Origin of the sequence: Nitrospira lenta, assembly GCF_900403705.1 — a bacterium.
GTDB classification, from domain to species: Bacteria; Nitrospirota; Nitrospiria; order Nitrospirales; family Nitrospiraceae; genus Nitrospira_D; species Nitrospira_D lenta.
Genome location: NZ_OUNR01000012.1, coordinates 403,240 through 425,988, shown reverse-complemented (window position 1 = coordinate 425,988; position 22,749 = coordinate 403,240). Strand labels below are relative to the sequence as shown.

At 57.5% G+C, this 22,749-nt stretch carries 22 protein-coding genes; 8 read left to right on the top strand and 14 right to left on the bottom strand.

Translation table 11 applies throughout. From position 1 onward, the window contains the following. The first annotated feature begins 22 nt into the window (after positions 1-22). Together NITLEN_RS08360 and NITLEN_RS08355 are read left to right on the top strand one after the other, a co-directional pair. Positions 23-280 carry a hypothetical protein gene (locus NITLEN_RS08360; protein WP_121989137.1) on the top strand — a complete coding sequence of 86 codons (258 nt, stop codon included), beginning with the start codon at positions 23-25 and terminating at the stop codon, positions 278-280. 197 nt (positions 281-477) lie between these two features. After that, positions 478-4,662: an NACHT domain-containing protein gene (locus NITLEN_RS08355; protein WP_146216141.1), complete on the top strand. Its 4,185-nt coding sequence runs from the start codon at positions 478-480 to the stop codon at positions 4,660-4,662. Positions 4,663-4,683: 21 nt separating this feature from the next. On the opposite strand, the gene NITLEN_RS08350 is transcribed toward NITLEN_RS08355, so the two are convergent. From NITLEN_RS08350 to NITLEN_RS08320, 8 genes are all read right to left on the bottom strand, one after another. After that, positions 4,684-6,546: a hypothetical protein gene (locus NITLEN_RS08350; RefSeq protein WP_121989135.1), complete on the bottom strand. Its 1,863-nt coding sequence runs from the start codon at positions 6,544-6,546 to the stop codon at positions 4,684-4,686. Continuing rightward, the gene (locus NITLEN_RS08345; protein WP_121989134.1) at positions 6,524-8,026 is read right to left on the bottom strand and encodes a hypothetical protein; all 1,503 of its coding nucleotides are present in this window, start codon (positions 8,024-8,026) and stop codon (positions 6,524-6,526) included. Before NITLEN_RS08345 ends, NITLEN_RS08350 begins: the two co-directional genes overlap by 23 nt. 139 nt (positions 8,027-8,165) lie before the next feature. Continuing rightward, positions 8,166-9,101: a formylglycine-generating enzyme family protein gene (locus NITLEN_RS08340; protein ID WP_245924425.1), complete on the bottom strand. Its 936-nt coding sequence runs from the start codon at positions 9,099-9,101 to the stop codon at positions 8,166-8,168. A 28-nt stretch (positions 9,102-9,129) separates the two neighbouring features. Continuing rightward, on the bottom strand, positions 9,130-9,720 hold the full coding sequence (locus NITLEN_RS08335; RefSeq protein ID WP_121989133.1) for a hypothetical protein: 591 nt from the start codon (positions 9,718-9,720) through the stop codon (positions 9,130-9,132). 50 nt (positions 9,721-9,770) lie between these two features. After that, positions 9,771-9,995, bottom strand: coding sequence for an MDR/zinc-dependent alcohol dehydrogenase-like family protein (locus NITLEN_RS18865; protein ID WP_219999418.1), 225 nt, complete (start codon positions 9,993-9,995; stop codon positions 9,771-9,773). An 87-nt stretch (positions 9,996-10,082) separates the two neighbouring features. Further along, the gene (locus tag NITLEN_RS18860; RefSeq protein ID WP_219999417.1) at positions 10,083-10,235 is read right to left on the bottom strand and encodes a hypothetical protein; all 153 of its coding nucleotides are present in this window, start codon (positions 10,233-10,235) and stop codon (positions 10,083-10,085) included. A gap of 85 nt (positions 10,236-10,320) precedes the next feature. After that, on the bottom strand, positions 10,321-10,932 hold the full coding sequence (locus NITLEN_RS08325) for a YceI family protein (protein WP_121989132.1): 612 nt from the start codon (positions 10,930-10,932) through the stop codon (positions 10,321-10,323). A gap of 52 nt (positions 10,933-10,984) precedes the next feature. After that, a complete protein-coding gene (locus NITLEN_RS08320; protein ID WP_181416725.1) occupies positions 10,985-11,974 on the bottom strand; it encodes an energy transducer TonB family protein in 990 nt (329 codons plus the stop codon). 91 nt (positions 11,975-12,065) lie between these two features. Here NITLEN_RS08320 and tdh point away from each other — a divergent pair, with 91 nt between their 5' ends. Together tdh and NITLEN_RS08310 are read left to right on the top strand one after the other, a co-directional pair. Next, positions 12,066-13,100 (top strand): L-threonine 3-dehydrogenase, encoded by a 1,035-nt coding sequence (gene tdh / locus NITLEN_RS08315; RefSeq protein ID WP_121989130.1) that lies wholly within the window; start codon positions 12,066-12,068, stop codon positions 13,098-13,100. A gap of 7 nt (positions 13,101-13,107) precedes the next feature. Continuing rightward, positions 13,108-14,304, top strand: coding sequence for a glycine C-acetyltransferase (locus tag NITLEN_RS08310; RefSeq protein ID WP_121989129.1), 1,197 nt, complete (start codon positions 13,108-13,110; stop codon positions 14,302-14,304). Here the strand turns inward: NITLEN_RS08310 and NITLEN_RS08305 are convergent. The 6 genes from NITLEN_RS08305 to NITLEN_RS08280 form a co-directional block, all read right to left on the bottom strand. Beyond that, complete coding sequence (locus NITLEN_RS08305) at positions 14,288-14,995, bottom strand: CBS domain-containing protein (protein ID WP_121989128.1); 708 nt, start codon at positions 14,993-14,995, stop codon at positions 14,288-14,290. The two genes, NITLEN_RS08310 and NITLEN_RS08305, sit on opposite strands and share 17 nt — an antisense overlap. A gap of 150 nt (positions 14,996-15,145) precedes the next feature. Beyond that, positions 15,146-16,051, bottom strand: a complete 906-nt coding sequence (locus tag NITLEN_RS08300) for an MlaA family lipoprotein (protein ID WP_181416724.1) — start codon at positions 16,049-16,051, stop codon at positions 15,146-15,148. 123 nt (positions 16,052-16,174) lie between these two features. Further along, positions 16,175-16,846 (bottom strand): alpha/beta hydrolase, encoded by a 672-nt coding sequence (locus tag NITLEN_RS08295; protein WP_245924413.1) that lies wholly within the window; start codon positions 16,844-16,846, stop codon positions 16,175-16,177. A 123-nt stretch (positions 16,847-16,969) separates the two neighbouring features. After that, a complete protein-coding gene (locus tag NITLEN_RS08290) occupies positions 16,970-17,641 on the bottom strand; it encodes an outer membrane protein (protein ID WP_121989125.1) in 672 nt (223 codons plus the stop codon). A gap of 211 nt (positions 17,642-17,852) precedes the next feature. Then, the gene (locus NITLEN_RS08285) at positions 17,853-18,179 is read right to left on the bottom strand and encodes a hypothetical protein (RefSeq protein WP_121989124.1); all 327 of its coding nucleotides are present in this window, start codon (positions 18,177-18,179) and stop codon (positions 17,853-17,855) included. Positions 18,180-18,214: 35 nt separating this feature from the next. Continuing rightward, positions 18,215-18,541, bottom strand: a complete 327-nt coding sequence (locus NITLEN_RS08280; RefSeq protein ID WP_121989123.1) for a hypothetical protein — start codon at positions 18,539-18,541, stop codon at positions 18,215-18,217. 220 nt (positions 18,542-18,761) lie between these two features. Between NITLEN_RS08280 and NITLEN_RS08275 the strand changes: the two genes are divergently transcribed. The 4 genes from NITLEN_RS08275 to NITLEN_RS08260 all read left to right on the top strand — a co-directional run bounded on the left by NITLEN_RS08275 (position 18,762) and on the right by NITLEN_RS08260 (position 22,641). Further along, positions 18,762-20,123 (top strand): NAD(P)/FAD-dependent oxidoreductase, encoded by a 1,362-nt coding sequence (locus NITLEN_RS08275; RefSeq protein ID WP_146216140.1) that lies wholly within the window; start codon positions 18,762-18,764, stop codon positions 20,121-20,123. Between the two features lie 16 nt (positions 20,124-20,139). Beyond that, a complete protein-coding gene (locus tag NITLEN_RS08270; protein WP_121989121.1) occupies positions 20,140-21,186 on the top strand; it encodes a chorismate transformation FkbO/Hyg5 family protein in 1,047 nt (348 codons plus the stop codon). A gap of 73 nt (positions 21,187-21,259) precedes the next feature. Continuing rightward, positions 21,260-22,231, top strand: a complete 972-nt coding sequence (locus NITLEN_RS08265; protein ID WP_121989120.1) for a polysaccharide deacetylase family protein — start codon at positions 21,260-21,262, stop codon at positions 22,229-22,231. Further along, positions 22,228-22,641 (top strand): hypothetical protein, encoded by a 414-nt coding sequence (locus NITLEN_RS08260; protein ID WP_121989119.1) that lies wholly within the window; start codon positions 22,228-22,230, stop codon positions 22,639-22,641. The genes NITLEN_RS08265 and NITLEN_RS08260 overlap by 4 nt, the downstream gene beginning before the upstream one ends. Positions 22,642-22,749 lie beyond the last annotated feature (108 nt).

The window sequence follows — 22,749 nt, the reverse complement described above, 5'->3', positions numbered from 1 at the left end:
AATAACCTCCGTGAGGTGACCTATGCAGAACGTACGACTTTCACTAGCGTGGCTGATCGCGGGCGTGAGCCTTGGCGCATTGGGACTTCTGATGCTCATGGGGCAACCGTTCACCGCGAAGGCGCAAGAGCCGAAGCGGTTTCAGTACCAAATCGTCGAGGTACTTCCCGATACGCAGACTATGCAAACGAAGCTGAACGAATTTGGATCAAACGGATGGGAACTGATCGCAGTCTCGATGGGAAACATGACGGAGCCGAGGCTGATTTTTAAGAAGTGAAAACCGTCGGTAAGGGCAACGCGGCGGCTGAAACAAACCGATGGAAGAAATGGGGGAAAACTAAAACTCCCCGACCCGCTCAACGTCCATCTCAGCACTGGCCTCAGCGCATCCGATGCTTTATAAAGCCCATTTGAGAAGAGAAGCACCTCATACTACACACACCTTCGGTATCTTCAAGGTAAGAAGGTAAGGATGTGAGCAATATCCGTTTTAACTGGGAACGGTTTTGGCATCCAAGGGGATCCAGCCTCAATCTCACCGATGGAGGCTACCTGCCTGATCCGCATTCGCAAACTGGGAGATTTGCGAATCCACAGATTCTTTCTCTCTCGAAAATCCATGAGTCGAAGGCACTTGTCTTACTTGGCGATCCTGGGATGGGCAAGTCAACCGTTCTCGCTGACGAAGAATTGCTATTGAAATCCACACCACGTGACCCAACTGATAGACATTTGTTCATAAACCTTCGGTCTTACCAAACCGAAACACGGGTAATTGCCGATACGTTCGATAGTCCCATCCTCAAGGACTGGCTAACAGGCACGCACACCCTACATCTTTTCCTGGATAGCTTGGACGAGGGATTACTGTCCGTTAAAGTTCTAGCTTCGCTCTTAGCAGACCAACTTAAGAGACTGCCGTCCGATCGATTAAGACTCAGAATAGCGTGTAGGACAATCGAATGGCCAAGCCTTCTTGAGGAGGGACTAGCAGAGTGGTTGGGCCAGGAGGCGGTGCAGTATTACGTGCTGGCTCCCTTGAGAAAAGCCGATGTCGAAGAATCAGCCAGAGCCAGCGGTTTGGATGTCAAAGCCTTCCTCAACCAAGTCGAATCTTCAGGAGCGGTCCCCTTTGCTATAAAGCCCGTCACTTTGAAGTTCTTGCTCATGCTTTCCCAAAAGCAGGGGGGTCTTCCCTCCTCACAGATTGAATTGTATTTGGCAGGATGTCGCGAGTTAGTTGCGGAGAAAAGTAAAAGTCGTATTGCTGCAAGGGAAGCTGGACAGCTAAGCCCGGATCAACGATTGGCTGTGGCTGCTCGCATTGCAGCATGTATGGTTTTCGGCAATCGAAATGCGATCTATTCTGGCATGGATCTACCAGAGTCATCTGATGAAGACATGCTTCTTCGTGATCTGTCAGGAGGCTACGAAACAGATAACGGTGCGCGGTTCACAATAACAGAAAAAGAGATTCGAGAGACACTTAGCACCGGTCTATTTTCAACTCGAGGTCTCAATCGTATTGGTTGGGGGCATCAGACATATGCGGAATTTCTCGCTGCATGGCATCTCAAGAAGCACGACGTTTCAGTCGCTCAGATCAAAAGCCTAATCATTCATCCCGATGATTCTAGCGAGAAGACCATTCCCCAATTGGGCGAGACGGCTGCATGGCTGGCAGGGATGATCTCAGAGATATTCGAGAGCATCGTACAAACTGAACCAGATCTGCTCTTAAGGAGTGAAGTAGCCACTGGAGACTCGCAGCAGCGGGCTGCTTTGGTCGAAGCATTGTTACAGCTTTTTGAGGGAGAAACGACCTTCGACCGCGATAGTGAGCACTACCAGAACTTGTCCCATCCTGGATTAGCAAACCAACTTCTCCCCTACATCGTCGATAAGACAAAAGGATTCATTGTCCGACGAGTTGCGATTGATATTACGGAGTCCTGCAACGTCCAAAGCCTCAACGAAGCCTTTTTAGCCGTAGTTCTTGATCCGTCAGACAGCCTAGATATCCGAGTACAGGCCGCATATGCGATTGGCAGGATAGGGGACGACGCAACAAGAAAAAGGCTCAAACCATTGGTCGCTGTAGATACTTCTGATGATGTTCGTGATGAACTTAAAGGCTGCGTTCTTAGAGCACTCTGGCCCTTCCACATTACAGCTGCAGAGCTATTCGCCCATCTGAAGGAGCCAAGAAGTGAAGGGTTTGTAGGTGCTTACCGATTCTTCCTGTCGTCTGAGCTTGCCACAAACCTGACTCCAGAGGATCTAGTCTCAGCCCTCCAATTCATCAGCAATCTGTCACAGCCTCGGCATGAAATGGATACGTCCCTTGAGTCACTGATGGACAGCATCGTGATGAAAGCATGGGAAAACCTTAATGAGCCAGGAGTGACTGACGCACTCGCAAAATTTGTGGCGTCGAGGTTGAAGCATCACGATGCCCTGATAAGAGGCAAACTTGTCAAAACAGGCCATCTCACTTTTCTCCAAGATGAGGACAAGAGACGGCGGTTGCTTAAGGAGGTTCTTTCGGTCACTGCAGAGGATCCCAATAGCGAGGCTACCTGGATCGTCTTTACGGACACACCAATCGTGAGGTCAGAGGATTTCTATTGGCTCATCTCATTCCTTGACACAAATCCGGGGAGTGCAATTCAGAGCATCGTCGTTGATCTCCTTTCGAGGTTGTTCGATCGTTCCCCAGAACACCTTGACGCAATTTATACCGCTGGCAATAAGCACCCACTAGTTGCGAGTAAATTCAATTGGGTTTGGGAGCCGATACTTTTAGATTCCGCGCATGTTCAACAACTAAAGGCCCGACATGAAAAAGAGGAGGCATGGCAGAGGCGAAGAGATAAACCTCCGCTCAGTCCATCCCCAGCTGAAAGACTGGCTAGAGCCCTTGAAGAATGTGAGGGTTGCAACCCGTCCGCGTGGTGGAGCGTTACTCGCGAATTGACCCTGGAACCAACCAGCACGAACTATAGTTATGGTTTCGAATGGAATGTAATGAAGCTCCCGGGCTGGGTATCGGCCGACGAAGCGACCCGAGAAAGAATCGCTCACGTGGCAGAGAAGTATATTCAATCTGGCGTTCCCCCTACATCCAATTGGCTTGGGACAGGACAATGGAGTTGGTCGGTAATGTCGCAGTGGAGCGCCGTAGCTTTACTCCAAAATGTTAGGCCCATGGTCATGCAAAACTTGTTGCCTGATCAGATTGAGAAGTGGTGCCCGATTATTCTTGCCTTCCCATTTCTAGATAATGACAGCGACCGATCCGTTAAGGAGGAATTGCTCACGCTGGCCCACCGCAAATCTCCACACGCCGTGCTTGATACAGCAAAGGTTTTAATAGAAAAGGAAATTGAACAGGGAGAGACGATACACATTGCGAAAGAACTGAATGGAATCTGGGACGAGCGGATAGGAAACTTACTTCTACAATATGCCAAGAGCAACGAGACCAAGCCAAAATCTATGGGTTCTTTGCTCAGCGTATTGTTTGCTCATGACAACTTGGGAGCACAGTCATTTGCGACCTCTTTGATTTCGGTACCGCCACCAACGGCCGATCCAGAAAGAGCGCGGGCAGTTGCCGCAGCGCAAACCCTAATACTCGATACAAAAGACGCCGGTTGGTCGATAGTGTGGCCAGCAATGCAAGCGGATGAAGATTTTGGCAAGCAAATCATTCTTGGAGTGTGCTCTGATTACGCATCAATTGGGCCCAGGCTAAATGAAGATCAACTCGCAGATCTTTACGTGTGGCTCACACACCGATTCGATTCGCCGAACCATCCAAGTGGCAGAGCCCACTGGGTTGGGCCTTCTGAGCATATCGATATGTGGCGAAATGCCATTATCCTGCTCTTAACACATCGGGGAAGCTCCCGGGCATGTGATGCAATCAAAAGACTTCAGCGAGAACTTCCTGAGCTGGAGTGGCTCAAATGGGTGCTCGTGGATGCGCAAACAGAGGCTCGTAGGGCCACATGGGTCCCACCTCGACCGCATGAAATTATTAAGCTCACGGCTGACCGTAAGTTTTGTTTGATCCAGAGCGGAGACCAGCTACTAGAGTTGCTGATTGAGTCCTTGGAACGGTTTCAATCTCTGCTACAGGGAGAAACACCAGAAGCCCCATATCTTTGGGATAACGTTTCCAAGTCTGACTCTAGGCCCAAAGATGAAAATATGTTCTCCGATTACGTAAAAATCTTTCTCGAAAAAGATTTGAAAACGAAAGGCATCATTCTAAACAGAGAAGTCCGCATTCATAGAGGGCAAAGAACCGATATTCATGTTGACGCGATTACTCAGGCTGCTCCAGGGGAGCCCTATGATTCGATCACTGTCATCATCGAATGCAAAGGATGCTGGAACCCTGGTTTGTATGATGCGATGAAGGATCAACTGGCAGAGATGTACCTAAAAAATAACCACTGCCAACATGGTCTCTACTTGGTGGGGTGGTTTAATTGTGTGAACTGGTCTGCTCAGGATGGTCGGAAAGGACAAGCTGAAAGACTCTGTCCCAAGATTGATGACACGAGACAGACGTTAGCCGCCTCCGCTTTGGAGCTCTCAAATAGTCCAATCAGAATAAGGTCTGTTGTGCTTGATGCTTCTCTTCACTAAAGAGCTGCCTTGCTATGCTGATCACTCGACCTCCGGCAACGCTCCGTACACCGACTCCACCACGTTCTTCATCTCTTCGTCTGACACCGGGATGTTGTAAATCTCTTCACCGGCTTCTTGCATCGATTTCAGATCGAGCATCGCGCCCGGTACGAGGTCTTCCCCTTTGCCAAGTTGGCCTTTGACGGCATAGAGTACCCAGCGAGGGCCTTCGAGTGAGAGCACGAGGTATGACATGTCCGCTGCGGCGAGGATGGTGTGCGCGCCGAGATGCGCCATGGTGCCATAGCTGAGGACCAGGCCGCCCGCGAATTGGAAACCCGCCGGCAAAATGACGGCTTTCGCCGACTGATAGTATCCCTGCCAGGCTGCTGCACCCACGGTTGCGGCGGTGCCGCCAATCAATGTCGTTCCAGCGATGACGTTGCCCATGAAATAGGTCGAGGCCATGCCGGTTTCCCCCGCCACCCGCAAGGTGCCAGCTGACGCGGCTTCCACTGTGCCCGCCACCACGCCGAATGTGCCGCCGCCGACTGCCACACCGGCGGCCGCGAGCGGGACGCCGACATACTGCACCGTCTTCCCCGCTGCATAGCCCGCCCCCTTGATCGTCACGCCGACCGCTTTGCTCGCAGCCCGCTCGCTCAGACCCATTGCTGATCCGGCTCCGGCCACGGTTCCGGCGACGAGATTCGACCCGGTGAAGTCGAGCACGCTATATAAGGATGCCACGGCGGCGGTGGCGGACGGCGCGACCAAATCATAGCCGGACTTGGAGGTATTCCAGACGACTTCCACCGCGATAGCCGTCATCGCCATCCCTTCGCGTATGGCCACCAGCGTGGGATAGGCCAGTGCGTTAACACTGATGTAGCCGACCGACGCAGCCGAGATCTTGCCGATCGGTTCGATCGCCACATCCCAGAAGAGGCCTTGAAGTACCCATCGCAAGGAACGCAACGTGGCGAGGCTGATACCTGAAGTTCGGTAGTCCGAAATCTCTCGCTTGGCTTCGCTGAACGAATGTCGAACGTCTTCGCCGTAGGTTGAAACGGTCTTGCCCGCCAGATCGGTCATGGCCTTGGACCAGCGGCGGCGGCGTTCGCTCTCTTCGTCGAGCATGCCGGAGAGGTCCAGCTCGCGAATGTTGTCACCCACGGCCTTGGCCCGAGCCTTGGCATTGGCGGAGACCGCCGCATAGCCTTTGGTAAACCGCTCACGGGCAAACGCCAGCGCCTCCGACGAACGCGCCGTGCCGCCCTTCGAGAGTTCGTGCGCCTGTTCGAGCGACTGCCGGACAATCCGTTTGCCTTCTTCGTTCATCTGTTGCGAGACCGTCTCTCCACGGTGGGACGACTCCTCAATCATCGCGATGCCCAGCCGGTCCATATCGGCGGCGGTCTCTTTGGATAAGTCCCAAGACTTCCCGACGATGCCTGTGGCATCCGCCCAGGAACGTGATGCCAGCAGCCTGCTGTTCTCGCGCGTGGCTTTGGTGATCTCATCTGCAACCGTGCCCGTCGCCTGGTGAATCCCCTCGGCCATGTGGTAACTGAGCGTGGTGCCTTCCGCTAGAATCGTCACGGACTCTTTGGCTTTGGAGATCGCCAGCAGAAAGGCCTGCCGCGCGCGGAGACCCATGAGTGAGCCGGCAAGTTCCCAGGCGCTGGGGCCTGCCGGGATCAACCGGATGGAAGTTTGCGGCACATTGAAGGCGCCGTTGTTGTAGAGCGACACGTGGCCTTCAACGACCAGCTTCTTCGTGTGCTTGAGCGGATCATCGGCGGGATCGGCCGTGGCACAGCTGCCCAGAGCCATCGCCAGGAGCAGCAGCGCCACAAACGCGTGCACGCGATTCAGCTTATTCTGGAGTGCATGGGCCATCGGTGTCCCTCACGTCACAGGGGAGTTGTTGCAGCACATCACGAATCTGCTTCGGATCCTCAGACAAAACTTTGACCGTGACCCCGTCCGTCGACTGCAACTGCTTCAGATTGATGACGGTCCCGACCGGAAGATCGCCGGCCGATGAGTCGGCTTGTCCCGACTTGGATTTCAACCGTCCCGTCGCTTTCACGATGAGCAGCTTAGGACCTTCCCATGCCAGCAGAATGGCCACATCCTCCACGCCCATGAAGAGATGCGCGGGCAGAGCCGAGAGGGCGTTATAGCCGAGCACCACGCCGGAGGAGGCCTGGTTGATCGCCACCTTCGTCGCACCGGCTAACGCATCGTAGGCCACAAACCCGACATATTTGCCCGTATCGAACGTGATGAGCGCCGCCGCCTCTCCGACCGTCGCCGTCGGGCCCGCGGTCGTAAAGGCCACCTGATTGACGGCCCCGAACATGGTGCCGCCCGCCGCGGTCGCAGGGATCGATCCAATCGAGAGAATCGCCAGGCTTGCCAACAGCCCGCTTTCGACCGTGGGCGAAATCAATTTCACACCGGTCTTGCCCGTGTAAAACAACGTCATGCCGGCGGCTTGAATGGTGCGGCCCGTCACAATGGAGGTTGCTGCAACCGGAAGAAACACGGCGCCGGTCGCGGCACCGGTTCCTTTCGCGCTGGTGCGCACGATGGTCTTTGCAGCAGGCGCCAGGCCTCCATGGTACAACGCCTTGAGATAACCCTGGAGGATCGGGCCGAGCGCGCGCAGGGCATTCGACTGCTCACCGGACCGCTCATACTCCGCTCGAAAATCACGGCCGGCTCGCTCGAACGCGGCCTCCCACGACACCTGGATCCGCCCCGAGAAATTCTCGCGAACGACTGTGGTGATGTCCAAGATATTGCTGAAGTCCTGTTTCAGCGACGCGAATTCACGCCCCGGAAGAGCCAGGAGCGCCGCGCGATCCTGCTCGGTGCGTTTGCCGAGCGAAAGATTCCCTTGAATGAATGCGTCCCAGGCCTCGCCGAAGTGCCCGGTGGCATAGGTCCATTCCGCTTTGGTCATGAACTTTGTCCGGTCGAGAATCTCACCGCTGCGTTCCGTGCCGGATTGCACCAGCGACTTCCCTCTCTCATACGATCGTTGAAGATCCGGTCCGAGCCCGGCCTTGTACTCGGACGAGTGGATCGCCATGCGGTGTGACGCTTCCTGCATCGCGGCCCGGGACGAGCGGATGGATTTCTCTTTGGCGTACTCCAGGGATTTCCTGCTGGAAGTGATGACGTACCAGCCTTCGTCATACAACATCCGATGGCCGCGAAGATTGGCCGAGGTCAGAGGGATCACGTCTTCGAGAGTCTGGCTTTGCGGAGATTCGGAGATACTAGTGGATTGATCGGATGCGCAGCCGGACCAGGTCAGGCAGAGCGCGAAGGACAGGATGAGTGCCGGCAACCTTCTCAACGCAACCATGGCGCATTCTCCAGACGGTGAATGAGGATGGCTAACAACATGAAGCCGGCGAACTGTACCTGAGTCGGTGAAGCGAGTCGAGAGGGAGGCCGAAGAGATGTTCGGGCAATCCCGGACATCTCTTCGGACAGGGTGACACTTAGGGGGTTACGATCGGCTGCGCCGGCGCGGTCTCCGGTGCGTCGCCGGCTTTCGCATCGCGGGCGCAGCGGACGCCCATCCAGTTCATCGAGGTCTTGGGGTCGGTTCCGTTACGTTGTGAGACGCGCACGCTCGGCGTGCTGTCGATCCAGCCTCCGCCACGGAAGGCTTTCTGCGAGCCCTTGTCGGGCCCCTTGGGATTTTTGTCCGGCGCTGTCTTGTAGTAATCCTTGTCGTACCAGTCGGACACCCACTCAGCCACATTGCCGGCCATTTGAAACACGCCATAGGGACTCGCGGCGTTGTCGTACTTGAATACGGAGATGATCGGGGGATAGAGCAAGAGCCGCTCCGGACGATCGCGGACCGGACCCGACAGGCCGGTGCGGCCGAAATTGGCTCGCGACAGACCGGCCATTTCGTTACCCCAAGGATAAATCCGCGTATCGGTCTCGCCCCGCGCCGCCTTTTCCCACTCCGCTTCGGTCGGCAGGCGCTTCCCGGCCCACTTACAATACTCGTCGGCTTCGTACCAGGTCACATGCATGATGGGATGCGACACCATGGTCTCTTGAAAGTTACCGCCGTCGAATTTCCAGTCCACCTGAGGCGGGCGATTGGTCGCCAGGACGAATTTCAAATATTGCACCGTCGTCACTTCGTATTTGTCGATCTCGTACGCATCGAGATAGACCGAGCGCTGCGGCATCTCCACCAGATAGGCGTTCTTATCCGTTTTCTTGTCGCTGCCCATCGTGAACGGTCCCGCCTGAATACGAACCATCTCGTCATAGGCCGGCAGCTTGATGCGCTCGGCGGCGAGCTTGCGTCCCTCGGCAGTCCATTCCTGCTTCACATCGCCCACATCCAGCGACCAGGCGACCCCGGAGGTTCCCAACAACCCCGCCATCACGAGCCCCGTCATCCCACCCATGCGTTTCAAAATCCGGCCTCCTTGCATGCTACATCCCCTGTTCTTTCTTCTCCGGCTCCGCGCCTTTATTGAAATCTTCCAACGGCTGAAAGTTCAGCGGGAGCTGGAACAGATAATCTGTCACCGTCCGTAACTTCACATGCTGGTATTCCACGATCCAACTTCCGTCCTTCTTCGCCAGCTTCATCGGGAAATGAATATCGGTCGCCAGCCACTGATAATAGACTTCGGTGCGCTCCCCATGCTTGGTCACGACTTCGTAGAGGATGGTGGGATGGCCTTCCCGGGCTTCCTGGCCGATTTCTTCCCGCGACACCTCGCCATCCAACTTCTCCGTCACCCACAAATCCTGATCCGCGCTGTAGGGGATAGTCTTAAAATGCTTCATCCGCGACAGCAACATCCATACAACTTGCTTGTCTTTCCGCACGATGCTGACGTTCACCGGCCCCATCGTATGGTGCTCGATGCGCCACATGTTGTCGCGGTAATAGATGTTGGCTTTGCTCGTGCGGCCGTCGATCTTAGTGATCCGATCGGCCGTAAACTCCAACGCCCAGGCGGCGCCGCAGAAACCGATCCCCAGGGTGATGATCAACGCTGTCAGTATTCGACGCATAGCCGCCCAATCTACCTAATCTGCATGAGCGAATGCTAGATGGTACGGGATCAGATCGTAAGGACGGCGGCGCCTTGAAACGATCCGGCTTTGAGGGCTTGCAACGCCTGATTGGCTTCCGACAAGGGAAAACGGACGGTGCGGGGCTTGATCGGAATGGCAGCCGCCTCACGGAGGAGGTCAATCCCGTCTTGCCTGGTATTGGCCGTGACACTTCGAAGGATCCGCTCACCGAAGAGCTCACGGGTGTAGGTCAGCGACGGAATCGGCGACATGTGGATACCGGCCAGCGCCAACGTGCCGCCCCGTTCGAGCGCGCGTAGCGCAGGAGGCAGCAGCAGGCGCTTTCCATCGGTCAGTTCTCACTCAATGACATGCAGATCCGTGCAACAGACCGCGCAGACATGCACCTTCACCAGCACCTCGTCCGGCCCCGGAAGGGGCATAGGAATGTCGCGAAGCTGCAACGGACTGCCCGCCACATCTCCGATATGGTCGAGGACCATTGCCTTCATACAGGCTCCGATGGGTCATGGCTGGTGAGTGGCCCGGCCGCCTCACTGAGTGAGGCGGCCGGGATCTGAGAAGGGCGGGAAACGGCTACGGCTTCTTGGCCTTGATACACTCGATGTCGAGGCGGATGCTCACGTCGTCGCCGACGACAAACCCGCCGGTGTCGAGCGTCTTATTCCAGACCATGCCGAAGTCCTTGCGATTCACTTTTCCCTCGGCGGTAAATCCCCCGCGGGTGTTCCCCCAGGGATCTTTGGTCACGCCGTTAAATGTTCCGACTAAGGTGATCTCTTTCGTCACGCCATGGAGCGTCAGGTCCCCGAGCGCCGTGTAGCCCTCGCCGGTCTTCTTGTAACTTTTCATCTTGTAGGTCATCGTCGGAAACTTTTCGACATCGAAGAAATCCGCGTTCCGAAGATGCGCGTCACGCTTCTCCTGGTTGGTGTTGACCGACGCCGTGTTGATCGTCGCTTCGATCGTCTTGAACTGGTGCGCCTCCGCATCCATTTCCACGACCCCACTGTAATCCATGAAGCGCCCTGCCGTTTTTGAAACCACCATGTGGGCAACACGGAATTCAATGATGGAATGGTCGGGATCCAAGTCCCATCGCGCCATTTCAGCCCCAGCCCCCACCGGCCACCCGGCCAGTAACACCGCACACAAGACACCGGCTTTCACACAGGTCCGTTGATACATGTACCCTCCATGAGATGAATTACCCCAGCACGCTGACTCACCTTCCATTCCATCATTTTTTAGACAACCCGGCCTCAGGCGCACCGGCCGGGCTGTTCACAATCGACTGCACCTCTCGGGCTCCGGTCTTCGCCCCCGTTCGCATCCGCACATGCACATCGACGGCTTCCGTCTCCAGATTGTCCGGGAACGGAGGAAAGGGCTGCGCATGGACCACCGCATAAATCCCCGCCTCATCGACTTCCCGCGCGCCGGACCCTTGTTCAATCTGGATCAACTGCACACGCCCGCTGGGGTAAAGCCGGAACTTCACCCGCACCGTCTCGCTCGTCGGCGCATGGCGGATGTGGCGGACCGTACGGCTCCAGCTGCGGCTCACCAAATAACTGATCTGCTGCCAGTAGGCCTTGCCCTGTCCCGGCGCCGGCATCGGGAGCAAATCTTCTTCGACCACCAGCCCGCCTGAGATCGGCAAGGCATCCGGCTGGGCTTCCTCTTGCACCGACTCTACGCCCGGCGACTCTTCCGAACTCGGCAGCGGGGTATCGCTGCCTTCATTCGCCGCCTCCTGCTTTCCCATCGTGACATACACGACACGCGTGAGCACCCGCTCGAACTTGTCTTTCTTCACGCGGGCGATCGTCACTTGAATTCTGGCGGCCTTGGGAGGAACCGAGAGTTTCCCCGACGGGATCGGCTCCATCGTGGCCTCCCCCTTCATCACCATGTCGCCGTCGTCAGACTCCAATGCGACGACGTGCCGCTGAAACAGCACCGACTCGCAGATCGCCACCAGTGGAGCGCCGCCTCGGGCGACCCCGCCGACGGCAATCGACAGATCGAACGGCTTCCCCGGCTGTATGTCGCCGGACGCATCGGCCGTCTCCAGGTCAATTTTTATCCAGCGCGTTCCGGATGGCGCGAGAGAGGCTTCTGACGGGGAGCCTGCCGCCGGACTGACCGACACGACAGTGAGCGGAAGAAGACAGAGACCGAGAACGCCGGCCAGCAAGGCAAGAGGACTGGGCACCGGGTGGTACATAAAAATCATCCTACTCAGCCACGGGATTGAGTGCAACCCGTTTTTTCACCCAACACGTGCCTCCTTCATAGGGTTACGTTAGAATGCACCTATGCGTGCGCTGGTGAAAACTTCCGCCGGTCCCGGGTTGACCGCCATGACCTGTCCGGATCCCGCCGCCGGACCCACCGATGTCATTGTGAAGGTCACGGCGACCTCGCTCTGCGGCACGGATGCCCATATCTACAACTGGGATCCTTGGGCGCATAGCCGCATTCATCCGCCCCGCATCATCGGCCATGAAATGTGCGGCGAGGTCGTCGAAATCGGCCGCGATGTCACGCGGGTCAAGATCGGCGACTATGTCGCCGCCGAATCGCACATTACCTGCGGCCAATGTTTTCAATGCCGTACCGGCCAGGCGCACGTCTGCCGGAACTATCGCATCCTCGGAGTCGATCGCGACGGTTCATTCGCCGAGTACATCGCCCTGCCCGACAATGTGCTCTGGAACACATCGTCGTCCATACCACCGGAATTCGCCTCGGTTCAGGAACCGCTCGGCAATGCGGTCGATGCCGCCCTTGCGGAAGACCTGACCGGCCACACCGTCCTGATCACCGGCTGCGGACCGACCGGACTGTTCTCCGCCGCTGTCGCCAGAACCGCCGGCGCAGCGACGATCATTGCCACGGATGTGAGTGACTATCGCCTCGGCCTGGCCAAACAGGTCGGCGCGGACTATATACTGAACGCCAAAACCGAGACTCCCGCGCAGATCGCGGCCGCGATTCGCGAGATCACCGCCGGAGAAGGCGTCGATGCCTCGCTGGAAATGTCCGGTCATCCCAGCGCCTTGCACCAGGCGTTTGGCGCGGTCAAAAACGGCGGACGGGTGACCCTCTTCGGCATTCCGACTGGGCCAATCTCGTTCGATCTGGCCAATGAAATTATCTTCAAAGGGATTCGCGTGCACGGGATTACGGGCCGACGCCTCTTCAGCACGTGGTATCGCCTGGCCGGGCTCTTCAAAGCAGGGCTCAACATCAAGCCGATCGTTACGCATACCTTCCCGATGAGCGACTACGCCCGGGGATTTGAGTTGATCAATTCCGGCCAGTGCGGCAAAGTCGTCTTATTTCCCTGATCCAACCATGGCGTACCAGTCACTCAAGACGGTGCTCGCACAACAACTCGCCGACATTCGCGCAGCCGGTCTCGAGAAGCAGGAACGACAACTCCTCGGCCCGCAAGGGACCGATATCCGCGTGGCGCAAGGCTCGGCGCTGAACCTCTGCGCGAACAACTACCTGGGCCTCGCCAATCACCCGGATATCCTAAAGGCCGCCGCCACCGGACTCACCGAGCACGGATACGGCATGGCGTCCGTGCGATTCATCTGCGGCACCCAGGATCTGCACATTGAGCTGGAACAGGCGATCAGCACTTTCCTGGGTACAGAGAACACGATCCTCTACAGCTCCTGTTTCGACGCCAACGGCGGCTTGTTTGAAGTGCTGCTCAATGAAGAGGATGCCGTCATCAGCGACGCGCTGAATCATGCCAGCGTGATCGACGGCATTCGCCTCTGTAAGGCGAAACGCCTTCGATATGCCCATGCCGACATGGCTGAGTTGGAAACCCGACTACAGGAATCGCGCGGGAATCGGCTGCGCCTGATCGCCACGGACGGGGTGTTTTCCATGGATGGGGATCTCGCCAAACTCGATCAGATCGTCCAGCTGGCCGATCGCTACGACGCCATCGTCATGGTCGACGACAGTCATGCCACCGGGGTGCTGGGTCCGAACGGGCGCGGAACGCCCGCGCATTTCGGGGTGGTCGATCGAGTGGATATCGTGACGAGCACGCTCGGGAAAAGCCTCGGCGGTGCGGCCGGAGGATTCACCTCGGGACGGGCGGAAATCGTCGAACTCCTGCGTCAGCGCTCGCGTCCATATCTATTCTCCAACGCCCTGCCTCCCGTCATCGCCGCCGCCGCATTGCAGGCGGTGACGCTGGTCGCGCAAGGCGATGCCTTACGGACTCGACTGCAGGACAACGCCGCGTTCTTTCGTTCGCAGTTGACTGCGCTTGGATTCCGTCTCGTCCCAGGCAATCACCCCATTATTCCGGTGATGCTGGGTGACGCCACACTCGCCACCAGCATGGCTGATCGCCTCCTGCGGGAAGGCGTCTACGTGGTCGGCTTCAGTTTTCCGGTCGTGCCGAAGGGCCAAGCGCGCATCCGCGTGCAGATGTCCGCCGCGCATACGAGAGCGCAATTAGAGCATGCCATCTCGGCCTTCGCGAAAGTCGGTCGGGAGATAGGGATTATCGGGTCGGGGTAAACGAAGGAGATGCCGGGCTCGGATCTCCATGAGGGGACGGCGGCGCGACCGGATTGGGCTTGCCTGATCGGCTGGATTCGGTTGCGTACAGCGACACCATGGGGGTCGAACTCCACGGATTCCAGTGCCCGGCCGCGATCAGAGAAATCGCGGCGACGATCGCCGCCAGCGCAATCGTCGCGCCGATCCAGCGAGCGTGCTGACGGATCTCTTGTTGGACGCCATAGAGCGCCCGCCTAAACGTGCGACGTTTCACCATCGGGACCATCGCCGTCGATCGAACCAGCGCGGCCTCGAAAGACCCCGAACCGCCAGCAATTTCGGTGAGGTTCCAGGCGGCCAAGCCGGCCACATTTCCCTCGCCGTCAATCAATGGAACCTGTCGCACTCGACTCTGCGCCAGCAAGCGGAGCAGGTGTTCATCGGACGCGTCGGCAGCCGCCGTCACCACCGGCGCGGTCATAATGCGGCCCATCGTAATTGACCGGGGATCAAGTCCATGGGCCACGACTCGCGTCGTCAAATCCCGATCAGTGACGATTCCCACCGGGCGATGGCGCTGCACAACGATCACGACCCCGACTTTCCGCCAATGCATGATCCGCGCAACGTCATAGACCGACACCTCCGGCGGCGCCAGGTGGACGGCTGCGGGAAAACCTGGGCTCTGGCTCAAGGCAGGGGTATTCATAAGAGCAATGCCGCCATGCGGGTTGACTCGCAAGGCCTGCCTGTTCTTGTCGGAGAATTGCCGAAAAACTGAAGGGTAGGAGGAGCAGCGCCGGCCGCGCGCACCTAGCCGGCGGCAGAGAACGGAGCAGTTCCGCGTGGTTGTTCGCGATTATTCGCGAATCGCCTTGGCCCGCTGCTGAAGGTAGGCGTTGCGCACCGCAGCATACAGATCTAGCGTGGCTTCTTCGACACCCTGGTACTTTTCCAGGTTCAATGAACGGTCATTCACGATTTCAAATACCCGGCTGCCGAGCTGCACGACCGAACTCGTCATGCGATTCTTATGGGCGATCACCGATGGGACTCCCTTGACTTCAATGATCGGCGCCACCAGCCAGTTGATCGGGTTCAGCGCGATATCCCCGAGAAACCCGAATAGATCGCGCACCGTGAACGGCGGCAACAGCGGAATCATGAGATAGGGACCGGGGCCCACACCATAAAACCCGAGCGTCTGGCCGGTGTCTTCTTCGGGCGTTTTCAGATCGAGATGTTGGGCCACATCAAAGAGCCCGCCAACCCCCGCCGTGGTATTGACCAGAAATCGGCCCATCTCAATGCCCGCGCCCTTCGCTTTGCCTTGAAAAATATTATTGAAAAATCTGGGCGGGAACCGGAGGTTGTAGAAAAAGTTGCTGATCCCGATCTGGACCGGATTCGGCATCACAAAATTGTAGCCCTGCGCCACCGGCTTCAAGATCCAGCGATCGACCTGTCGATTGAATTCGAAAACCTTCGTATTGAGCGGCTCCCACGGATCGTATTCTTCAATGCCGTCTTCGCCGGACTTCGCGAAGGGATCGAAGAGATCATCGGACGACTTCTCCGTGGCATCAGAGACCTGCGCCGAAGCTCCCGCTGCATCCGCGAGCAACACCGGCGGCGTGGGCGGCTCAAGCTGAGCGATCGGCGAGCCGGTTCGGCCGGCACAGCCCGGCAGCCATAACATCGCCATTACCATGAGCACGCCGAGCCCCATCGCTCGCTGATCGGTCGTTCCGTTTGTTCGCTTCATCGTCATTCGTTATGCCTCGTGTCAGCTGCCCTGGGCCCGGACAAGTGCAATGCCCGGCGCACTGTACCAAATATGCGGCCCAATCACCAAATGCATATTTCAGGAAGGCCACTCTCTGTCCGGCTAGGCGGAACTCGCGCCGCGAATAAAATCAGCGAACCGGCGGAAGTACGCACTCCCACCGACTTGGTAGGTGGTGTTGTGATCCGCGCCGGCTATCCCATACCACCATTTCGGCGGCTTGGCGGCATCAAACACCTGGCGGCCGAACTCAATCGGAATAATATCGTCCCGATCGCCATGGATCATGAGCGTGGGAAGAGACAGCCGCGGAAGACGGTCAATGAGCTTGAATTCCGCCCCGAGCAGCCAATGCACCGGCAACCCGCCATAGTGGTATTGTGCGACGGCGGCAATCGACGGGAACGCCGATTCCAGAATCAATCCGGCCGCCGGCTTTCGCGAGACAAGATCGGTTGCGACGGCAGTGCCCAACGATCGGCCGAACACGACCAGCCGCTCCGGTCGAATCTGCCGCACCCTGGTCAGATAGTCGTAGGCGCCGATGGCATCGTGATAGAGCCCGTCTTCTGACGGCTTCCCCTGGCTGCGGCCATACCCGCGATAGTCGAAAATGAAAATCGACAATCCGAGCCGATAGAGCTCCCGAAGGTTTTCAAGACGGTGGATCACGCTTCCGGCGTTGCCATGACACCAGAGCAGCACGGCGGCATCCGCGCGCGCTTCGGCGTACCAGCCGAAGAGTTTGGTGCCGTCAGCCGACGAAAACCACACATCTTCCAGCGGAAGACCACTCGCGCCTCTCCAATCGCGGTCTTCCCACGGGTCAGGGTGATAGACGAAGAATTGATCGAGGATGCTGATAGAGACCTCGATAGAACGATGTTCGTTCTGTGACTAAAACGACCAGCCGATGCCGCCCGACACAATGTGGGTTTGAAAATCGAGCTTTACTTTGGAGTGGCTGGCCCCTTCACTATCAAAACTATACTTCGTTCCAAAGTATTTGTACTCGCCAAACACAAACAGTCGCTTTGTCACGAATGCTTTGATGCCGCCTAAGAACTGATAGGCGAAGGCCATATCGCCAGAAGTTCCCGTGAGTGCCAGATTGCCGTGTTGAATCAACGCATCATAGAGCACTCCTATTGAGGTGCCTCCACCGACCCCGATATACGGCTGAACCATCTCGCCCGGATACCGCAGCATGACGTTGTACATCGTATTCACCGCAATCAGGTTCCCTTGCGCCTGAGTAGTCCCCGATCCGGACGTGATGCGCGGAGCCCGCACGCTGCCCCCAAGACCGAACGCTTCAATTTCTCCGCCAAGAATTTTGTTGGTAAACCACGGATAGGCTTCGAATTTAATGCCGGCTCCGAAGGTGCCGCGGATATCGGTCCGCGGAACACCTGCGCCGCCAACGGTGAGGTCTTTGTCCTGCGGAAAAAAACCCATCGCATGGCCACTCAAATAAAGATCAACCTTCTTCTCCGGCGGCTTCTGAGAAGCCGGATCGCCAAGCCCTTCAGCCCATACGCTATTTGGACTCATTGCAACCAGAAGCATGAGTATGAGCCCGCGGCACCCTAAACTCATCATAGTTGATAGCTTCGACCAATACGGAGGTCTACGAGAGGGGAAATACTCACCTCTGAGTATCTCTCAGATTTGTTGAACTGGCGAGGATAAGGCAACTCAGCAGGCATACGGTACATGTCGCAGCGAGAAAAGAATGCGGGGCACCTTCCTAATCGATGGCGCCCCCGCAAAACAGTGACTACTTGGGAGCAACACCCACTCCTTGCACCTTAAAGACTAACCCGTTACCGACCGGAGTCCAGAACCACCGTTCGGAAATCACGACATCGGTAAGACGCGTGCCTCCTGACTTCGCCACTGCCGTATTGAGTGCTGATTGGAACCGGTCGTTCTGATTGATCGGGATAAATCCCATGAGCATGAACCCGCCACTATGTCCTTCGGATATTCCCGTTGACCTCTCATTGGCGCCAATTGGCTCTGACGGCATCCGTAGTTGCGTGGAATGGCACGCGGCATTCGTCAATAAAAGAAGCAGGCCAAGAATAAAGAACCCTCGTTTCATAGAAGCCTCCTCGTTGAACAAAAACTTGCAAATTGCTATTTGTTTGCGACGGCTGTTCCTTCAACTTTGAATATAAATCCGTTCAGAACTCCTCCCCAAAACCACCGTTCTGAAATCTCGACATCCGTCAGCCTATTTCCTCCGCCGTTTTGCACGGCCTCTAAGTAGGCACGCTCAAAGCGACCGTTTTGCATGATTGGGATATACCCGAAGAGCAGGATCCCAACCGCCGACCCCTCGGTGTGGCCCAACGCTTTCTCGCTGGCCCCCACTGCGGCTGAAGGGAGCTTCACCTGAGATGACACGCAGGCGGTGGTAGAAAACAGAAGCAGTGCGCCTAGTACCATGGAACCGACTCTCATGGAGCCCTCCTTGCGAATGATGATTTCGTCCCCTGAACCACTTAGGAACACTGTTACTTCGGAGCGGAAACAAGTACCATGCGCTTGGAACCTGGTCAAGACATGAAAGACCTACACTCTTGTCAACGAGACGGGAACATTATGCGCCCCACAACTAGCCATGGCTGAACCGCTTGGGTATACTCCGCGCAGATCGTTTTCTCGCTGAAGGAGCGCTTCTTTGGGTCACACGACGATGAAATCTGAGTTGACACCCGTCACCTGCGACGTGCTGGTCGTCGGCGGCGGGCCGGCCGGCTCCACGATCTCCACCCTGCTAGTCGAACAGGGCTGGACGGTGCACATTCTAGAAAAAGACCCTTACCCACGTTTCCACATCGGGGAGTCGCTCCTGCCTCAATCGCTTCCCATCTTGAAACAACTGGGAGTGCTTGCCGACGTCGAGCGCATCGGCATCATCAAATACGGCGCCGAGATGATTTCGCACCGCTACGGGCGCGCGCAGATGTTCTATTTCTCCAAGGCGTTCGACGAATCCCAACCCTATGCGTTCGAAGTGAAGCGGTCCGAGTTCGATGCCATTCTCTTGAAGAACGCAATCGCCAAAGGCGTGACGGTCCACGAAGGCGTCAAAGCCCAGCGCGTCGAATTTCGCCCCGGGCAGACCTCATTAGTCCATACGGAGGATCGCGACGGCCGGCCACGAACCTGGGACGCAAAGTTTGTCGTCGACGCCAGCGGCCGGGACACGTTTCTCTCGAACCAGCTCGGCGGCAAGCGCCGTAGTCCGGACCATAGCAGCGCGGCGATCTTCGGCCACTTCGAGGGGGTCGAGAGGCTTCCCGGCAAGGACGAAGGCAATATCACCGCCGGTTGGTTGGATGACGGCTGGTGCTGGCTGATTCCGTTCAAGGATGGCACCACCAGCGTCGGCGTTGTCTGCCATCCGGACTATATTAAGTCGAGAACCGCTCCGCTCGATCAATTTCTCTTGGATACCCTTCGCCAATCGCCTCCGATCGCTCGACGCATGGAACAGGCCAAGCCCCTGACGCAAACCTATGCCGCCGCGAACTTTTCCTATCGGCGTGACACCATGTCAGGCGACGGCTATCTCATGGTCGGCGACGCCTTCGCCTTCATTGACCCGGTCTTCTCCAGCGGCGTTCACCTGGCCCTCAATAGCGGCACGCGGGGCGCCACCGTCGTCGACGCCTATCTTCGCCAGTCACCGGACTATGCCGCACGCCTCCAGGAATTTGAGCGCATGGTCCGCCGCGGCATCAAAACCTTTTCCTGGTTTATCCATCGATTCAACCAGCCGGCTTTTCAGTCGCTGTTTGTCTCAACCAACCGGCCACCGAAAATCGAACGGGCGGTACTGTCTTTGCTGGCCGGGGATGTGTTCGCTCAATCCCAAACGCGCATCCCTCTTTTCTGTTTTAAAGTTGTGTACTACGCCGTTTTCGTATTGAATTGGAAAGAAAATTGGGCCGTGGCCCGCCGCCGCAAGCAGGGCCCCAGAACGACTGTCACTGAAGTCAAAGATTACGCCGTGAACCAGGTCAACGCGTCACGCTAGGTATCAGGAAATAGATATGGGACAGCGCGCCATACCGCGACCTCTGAGATCGCATCAGCCGTTGCTCGAAGCCGCCCCCCATCTGCGGATGGACTATATCGAATCCGCCCATCTGTCGCGGTGGCTCGCCGCCTCCGCCACCCATCCCCTAGCCATTGTGTCCTTTGGCGCGCCGGTTCCCGCATCCATCTCCTGCCCGGTCATCACGCTGGACCTTCCACAGCTGGGCAACCACGCGGACCTGGAAGTGTGGACCAGCGACCAGCCGGTGACCGTTCACAGACGGAATGAATTGGTTGCCGCGACGAGCGGGAATATGCTGGCCAGCATGGTTCAACTTGAAGAGGAACCCGGCGAAGGATTGCGCGAGACGACGGAACGGGCCTACCGTCGCCTCCTGCATCACATCCAGGAATTAGGCTATCCGTATCTGTGGCGCGCCTGGAATTTCTTTCCCGGCATCAACGAAGACGAGGACGGCCTCGAACGCTACCGCCAGTTTTGCATCGGACGGTATCAGGCGCTTGACGGAACGCTGCAAGGATTCCCCGAGTCGCTTCCGGCTGGAACAGCCGTCGGCACCAAATCCGGTCCGCTCCAGCTCTATGTGCTTGCGGGAACTCATCCGGCCATCCATCTCGGCAATCCCCGTCAAGTCCATGCCTATGAATACCCGGACCACTACGGTCCCCGCAGCCCGTCGTTTGCGCGCGCCACGCTCCTCCAATCGGATCTCCACGCGCAACTGCTCATCTCCGGCACGGCCAGCATCGTGGGACATGAGAGCCGCCACATCGGCCACCCTGAAACGCAGATACTGGAAACCGTCGACAACCTGCATGCCTTGTTAGCCCATGCCGACGACATAGCGGGAACGACGCACAGCCGGCCCGCCGCCCGCGGTCGGTATAAGGTCTACGTCCGCGAACCCAATCATCTCGACGCCATCCAGCGAGCCCTCGATATTCCCCTGTTCGCGTCGAGCCAGATCGTCTATCTTCAGGGGGATCTCTGCCGCAAGGAACTGCTGGTTGAAATCGAAGGGGTGGTCACCACAGACTGAGCCGCGCCATGTCTCCATACCAATCCTCACAGCCCGCGACCCAAGCACTCACCCCGCCCCAGGCAGGTCTGTAATGGGCTGGACTGACCCCTCCCGACAAGCCGGCCCGCCGATCACCGGACAAGGGACCGGACGAACCGCAAAGCCGGTCAAGCAGTTTTACTTCACCATCGATTGCGACTGGGTTCCCGGTTCGCATGTCGGATTGGCGTCGCTCCTGGACGGCTGCGATCGGTTTCACATCAAAGCGACGATTTTCTTCGCCGGCCGCTTCGCCGAAACCTATCCGGACCTCGTCCGCGAGTGCCTCCAGCGCGGGCACCAGCTCGGCACCCACGGATGGGCGCACGGAGGGCTGGAGGAAGACGAGGACTTCCGTATCGCGCCCTACGAGCAGCAACGGCAATGGATCCGGCGGGCAACGGATGCCGTGGAGAAGGCCTCCGGCGTCAGGCCCGTCGTATTCCGGGCGCCGAATCTGTGGATCAGCGAAACGACGCTGCGGGTCCTCGAAGAAGAAGGCTATCGCTACGACTCGTCCGTTCCCGCCAGGCGATTCGACATGGGACTCGGCCGTGTCCACTATCTCAAATATTTCAGCGCTCCCCGAGACCCATACCGTCCATCCCGTAGCAACCTCAATCGTCCCGGCGACAGCGCCATCGTGGAAGTGCCGCCATCGTCCTGTCTGTTTCCGATCAATCTGGCCACCCTGCGCACGGTCGGCCTCGGAACATTCCGGCATATGATCCGATGGATCGGAGCGCGCTCGCGCCATCTCGTGTTCTACTGCCACCCGGGCGAATTCGTGCGGGCCGCCGAACAAACGTTTCCCCAATCCATGTCCACATGGAATCAGAAGAGAATGAGCCCGGGCAACTTGATTTTCGTGGACGAGTTGCTCGCGCACATTCACGAGGCCGGCTATATCGCGACCAGAATGACCGATACGGCCGCACGGCAGCTTGACTTGATGCCGTCAGCCATACTAAGAGCAAGAGGGCTGCAATCAGAATCCATCTATCGAGAGGAGGGACAGCGATGAATCGAATCCTATCCGCGGTCGTCATGGCCTGCTTGACGATCGTCGTCATCACCGGCTGCCGGGGAGCCGGACAAGTCTACAACGTCAAAGAGGCACCCGTGGCGACCGCTACCGGGAAAGAACTCACGATGGAACAGGTTCAGAAAGCCATTGTGGAAGCCGGACTGAGCTTACGATGGATCATGACTCCCGACAAGCCAGGCCATATTCTCGGGACCCAAAACGCCCGCAGCCATACTGCGGTCGTCGACATCGACTACACCACCAAGTCGTACAGCATCACCTACAAAGACAGCGTCAATCTCAAATACAATGCGGACAAGCAGACGATCCACGAAGCCTATATCGGCTGGGTTCGGAATCTCGATAACGCCATCAAGGGCCGCCTGATGGCCGCCTCCGCCCCGTAATCGCCTCATTCGCCGTCGAGGGGGCCCGGGGTAAACCCGGGCCTCGTTTCGCCGCCCTCTGCCCCGCTCGCCATCGTGATAACCCGCGTTCACTCAGAGCATTCGTGT

What these genes read in the sequence shown, in the direction of transcription:
- NITLEN_RS08360 (WP_121989137.1), top strand. Translation starts at nt 23, where the DNA reads ATGCAGAACGTACGACTTTCACTAGCGTGGCTGATCGCGGGCGTGAGC.
- NITLEN_RS08350 (WP_121989135.1), bottom strand. Translation starts at nt 6,546, where the DNA reads ATGGCCCATGCACTCCAGAATAAGCTGAATCGCGTGCACGCGTTTGTG.
- NITLEN_RS08345 (WP_121989134.1), bottom strand. Translation starts at nt 8,026, where the DNA reads ATGGTTGCGTTGAGAAGGTTGCCGGCACTCATCCTGTCCTTCGCGCTC.
- NITLEN_RS08340 (WP_245924425.1), bottom strand. Translation starts at nt 9,101, where the DNA reads ATGGGTGGGATGACGGGGCTCGTGATGGCGGGGTTGTTGGGAACCTCC.
- NITLEN_RS08335 (WP_121989133.1), bottom strand. Translation starts at nt 9,720, where the DNA reads ATGCGTCGAATACTGACAGCGTTGATCATCACCCTGGGGATCGGTTTC.
- NITLEN_RS18865 (WP_219999418.1), bottom strand. Translation starts at nt 9,995, where the DNA reads ATGTCGCCGATTCCGTCGCTGACCTACACCCGTGAGCTCTTCGGTGAG.
- NITLEN_RS18860 (WP_219999417.1), bottom strand. Translation starts at nt 10,235, where the DNA reads ATGAAGGCAATGGTCCTCGACCATATCGGAGATGTGGCGGGCAGTCCG.
- NITLEN_RS08325 (WP_121989132.1), bottom strand. Translation starts at nt 10,932, where the DNA reads ATGTATCAACGGACCTGTGTGAAAGCCGGTGTCTTGTGTGCGGTGTTA.
- NITLEN_RS08320 (WP_181416725.1), bottom strand. Translation starts at nt 11,974, where the DNA reads ATGTACCACCCGGTGCCCAGTCCTCTTGCCTTGCTGGCCGGCGTTCTC.
- tdh (WP_121989130.1), top strand. Translation starts at nt 12,066, where the DNA reads ATGCGTGCGCTGGTGAAAACTTCCGCCGGTCCCGGGTTGACCGCCATG.
- NITLEN_RS08310 (WP_121989129.1), top strand. Translation starts at nt 13,108, where the DNA reads ATGGCGTACCAGTCACTCAAGACGGTGCTCGCACAACAACTCGCCGAC.
- NITLEN_RS08305 (WP_121989128.1), bottom strand. Translation starts at nt 14,995, where the DNA reads ATGAATACCCCTGCCTTGAGCCAGAGCCCAGGTTTTCCCGCAGCCGTC.
- NITLEN_RS08300 (WP_181416724.1), bottom strand. Translation starts at nt 16,051, where the DNA reads ATGAAGCGAACAAACGGAACGACCGATCAGCGAGCGATGGGGCTCGGC.
- NITLEN_RS08290 (WP_121989125.1), bottom strand. Translation starts at nt 17,641, where the DNA reads ATGCTTCTGGTTGCAATGAGTCCAAATAGCGTATGGGCTGAAGGGCTT.
- NITLEN_RS08285 (WP_121989124.1), bottom strand. Translation starts at nt 18,179, where the DNA reads ATGAAACGAGGGTTCTTTATTCTTGGCCTGCTTCTTTTATTGACGAAT.
- NITLEN_RS08280 (WP_121989123.1), bottom strand. Translation starts at nt 18,541, where the DNA reads ATGAGAGTCGGTTCCATGGTACTAGGCGCACTGCTTCTGTTTTCTACC.
- NITLEN_RS08270 (WP_121989121.1), top strand. Translation starts at nt 20,140, where the DNA reads ATGGGACAGCGCGCCATACCGCGACCTCTGAGATCGCATCAGCCGTTG.
- NITLEN_RS08265 (WP_121989120.1), top strand. Translation starts at nt 21,260, where the DNA reads ATGGGCTGGACTGACCCCTCCCGACAAGCCGGCCCGCCGATCACCGGA.
- NITLEN_RS08260 (WP_121989119.1), top strand. Translation starts at nt 22,228, where the DNA reads ATGAATCGAATCCTATCCGCGGTCGTCATGGCCTGCTTGACGATCGTC.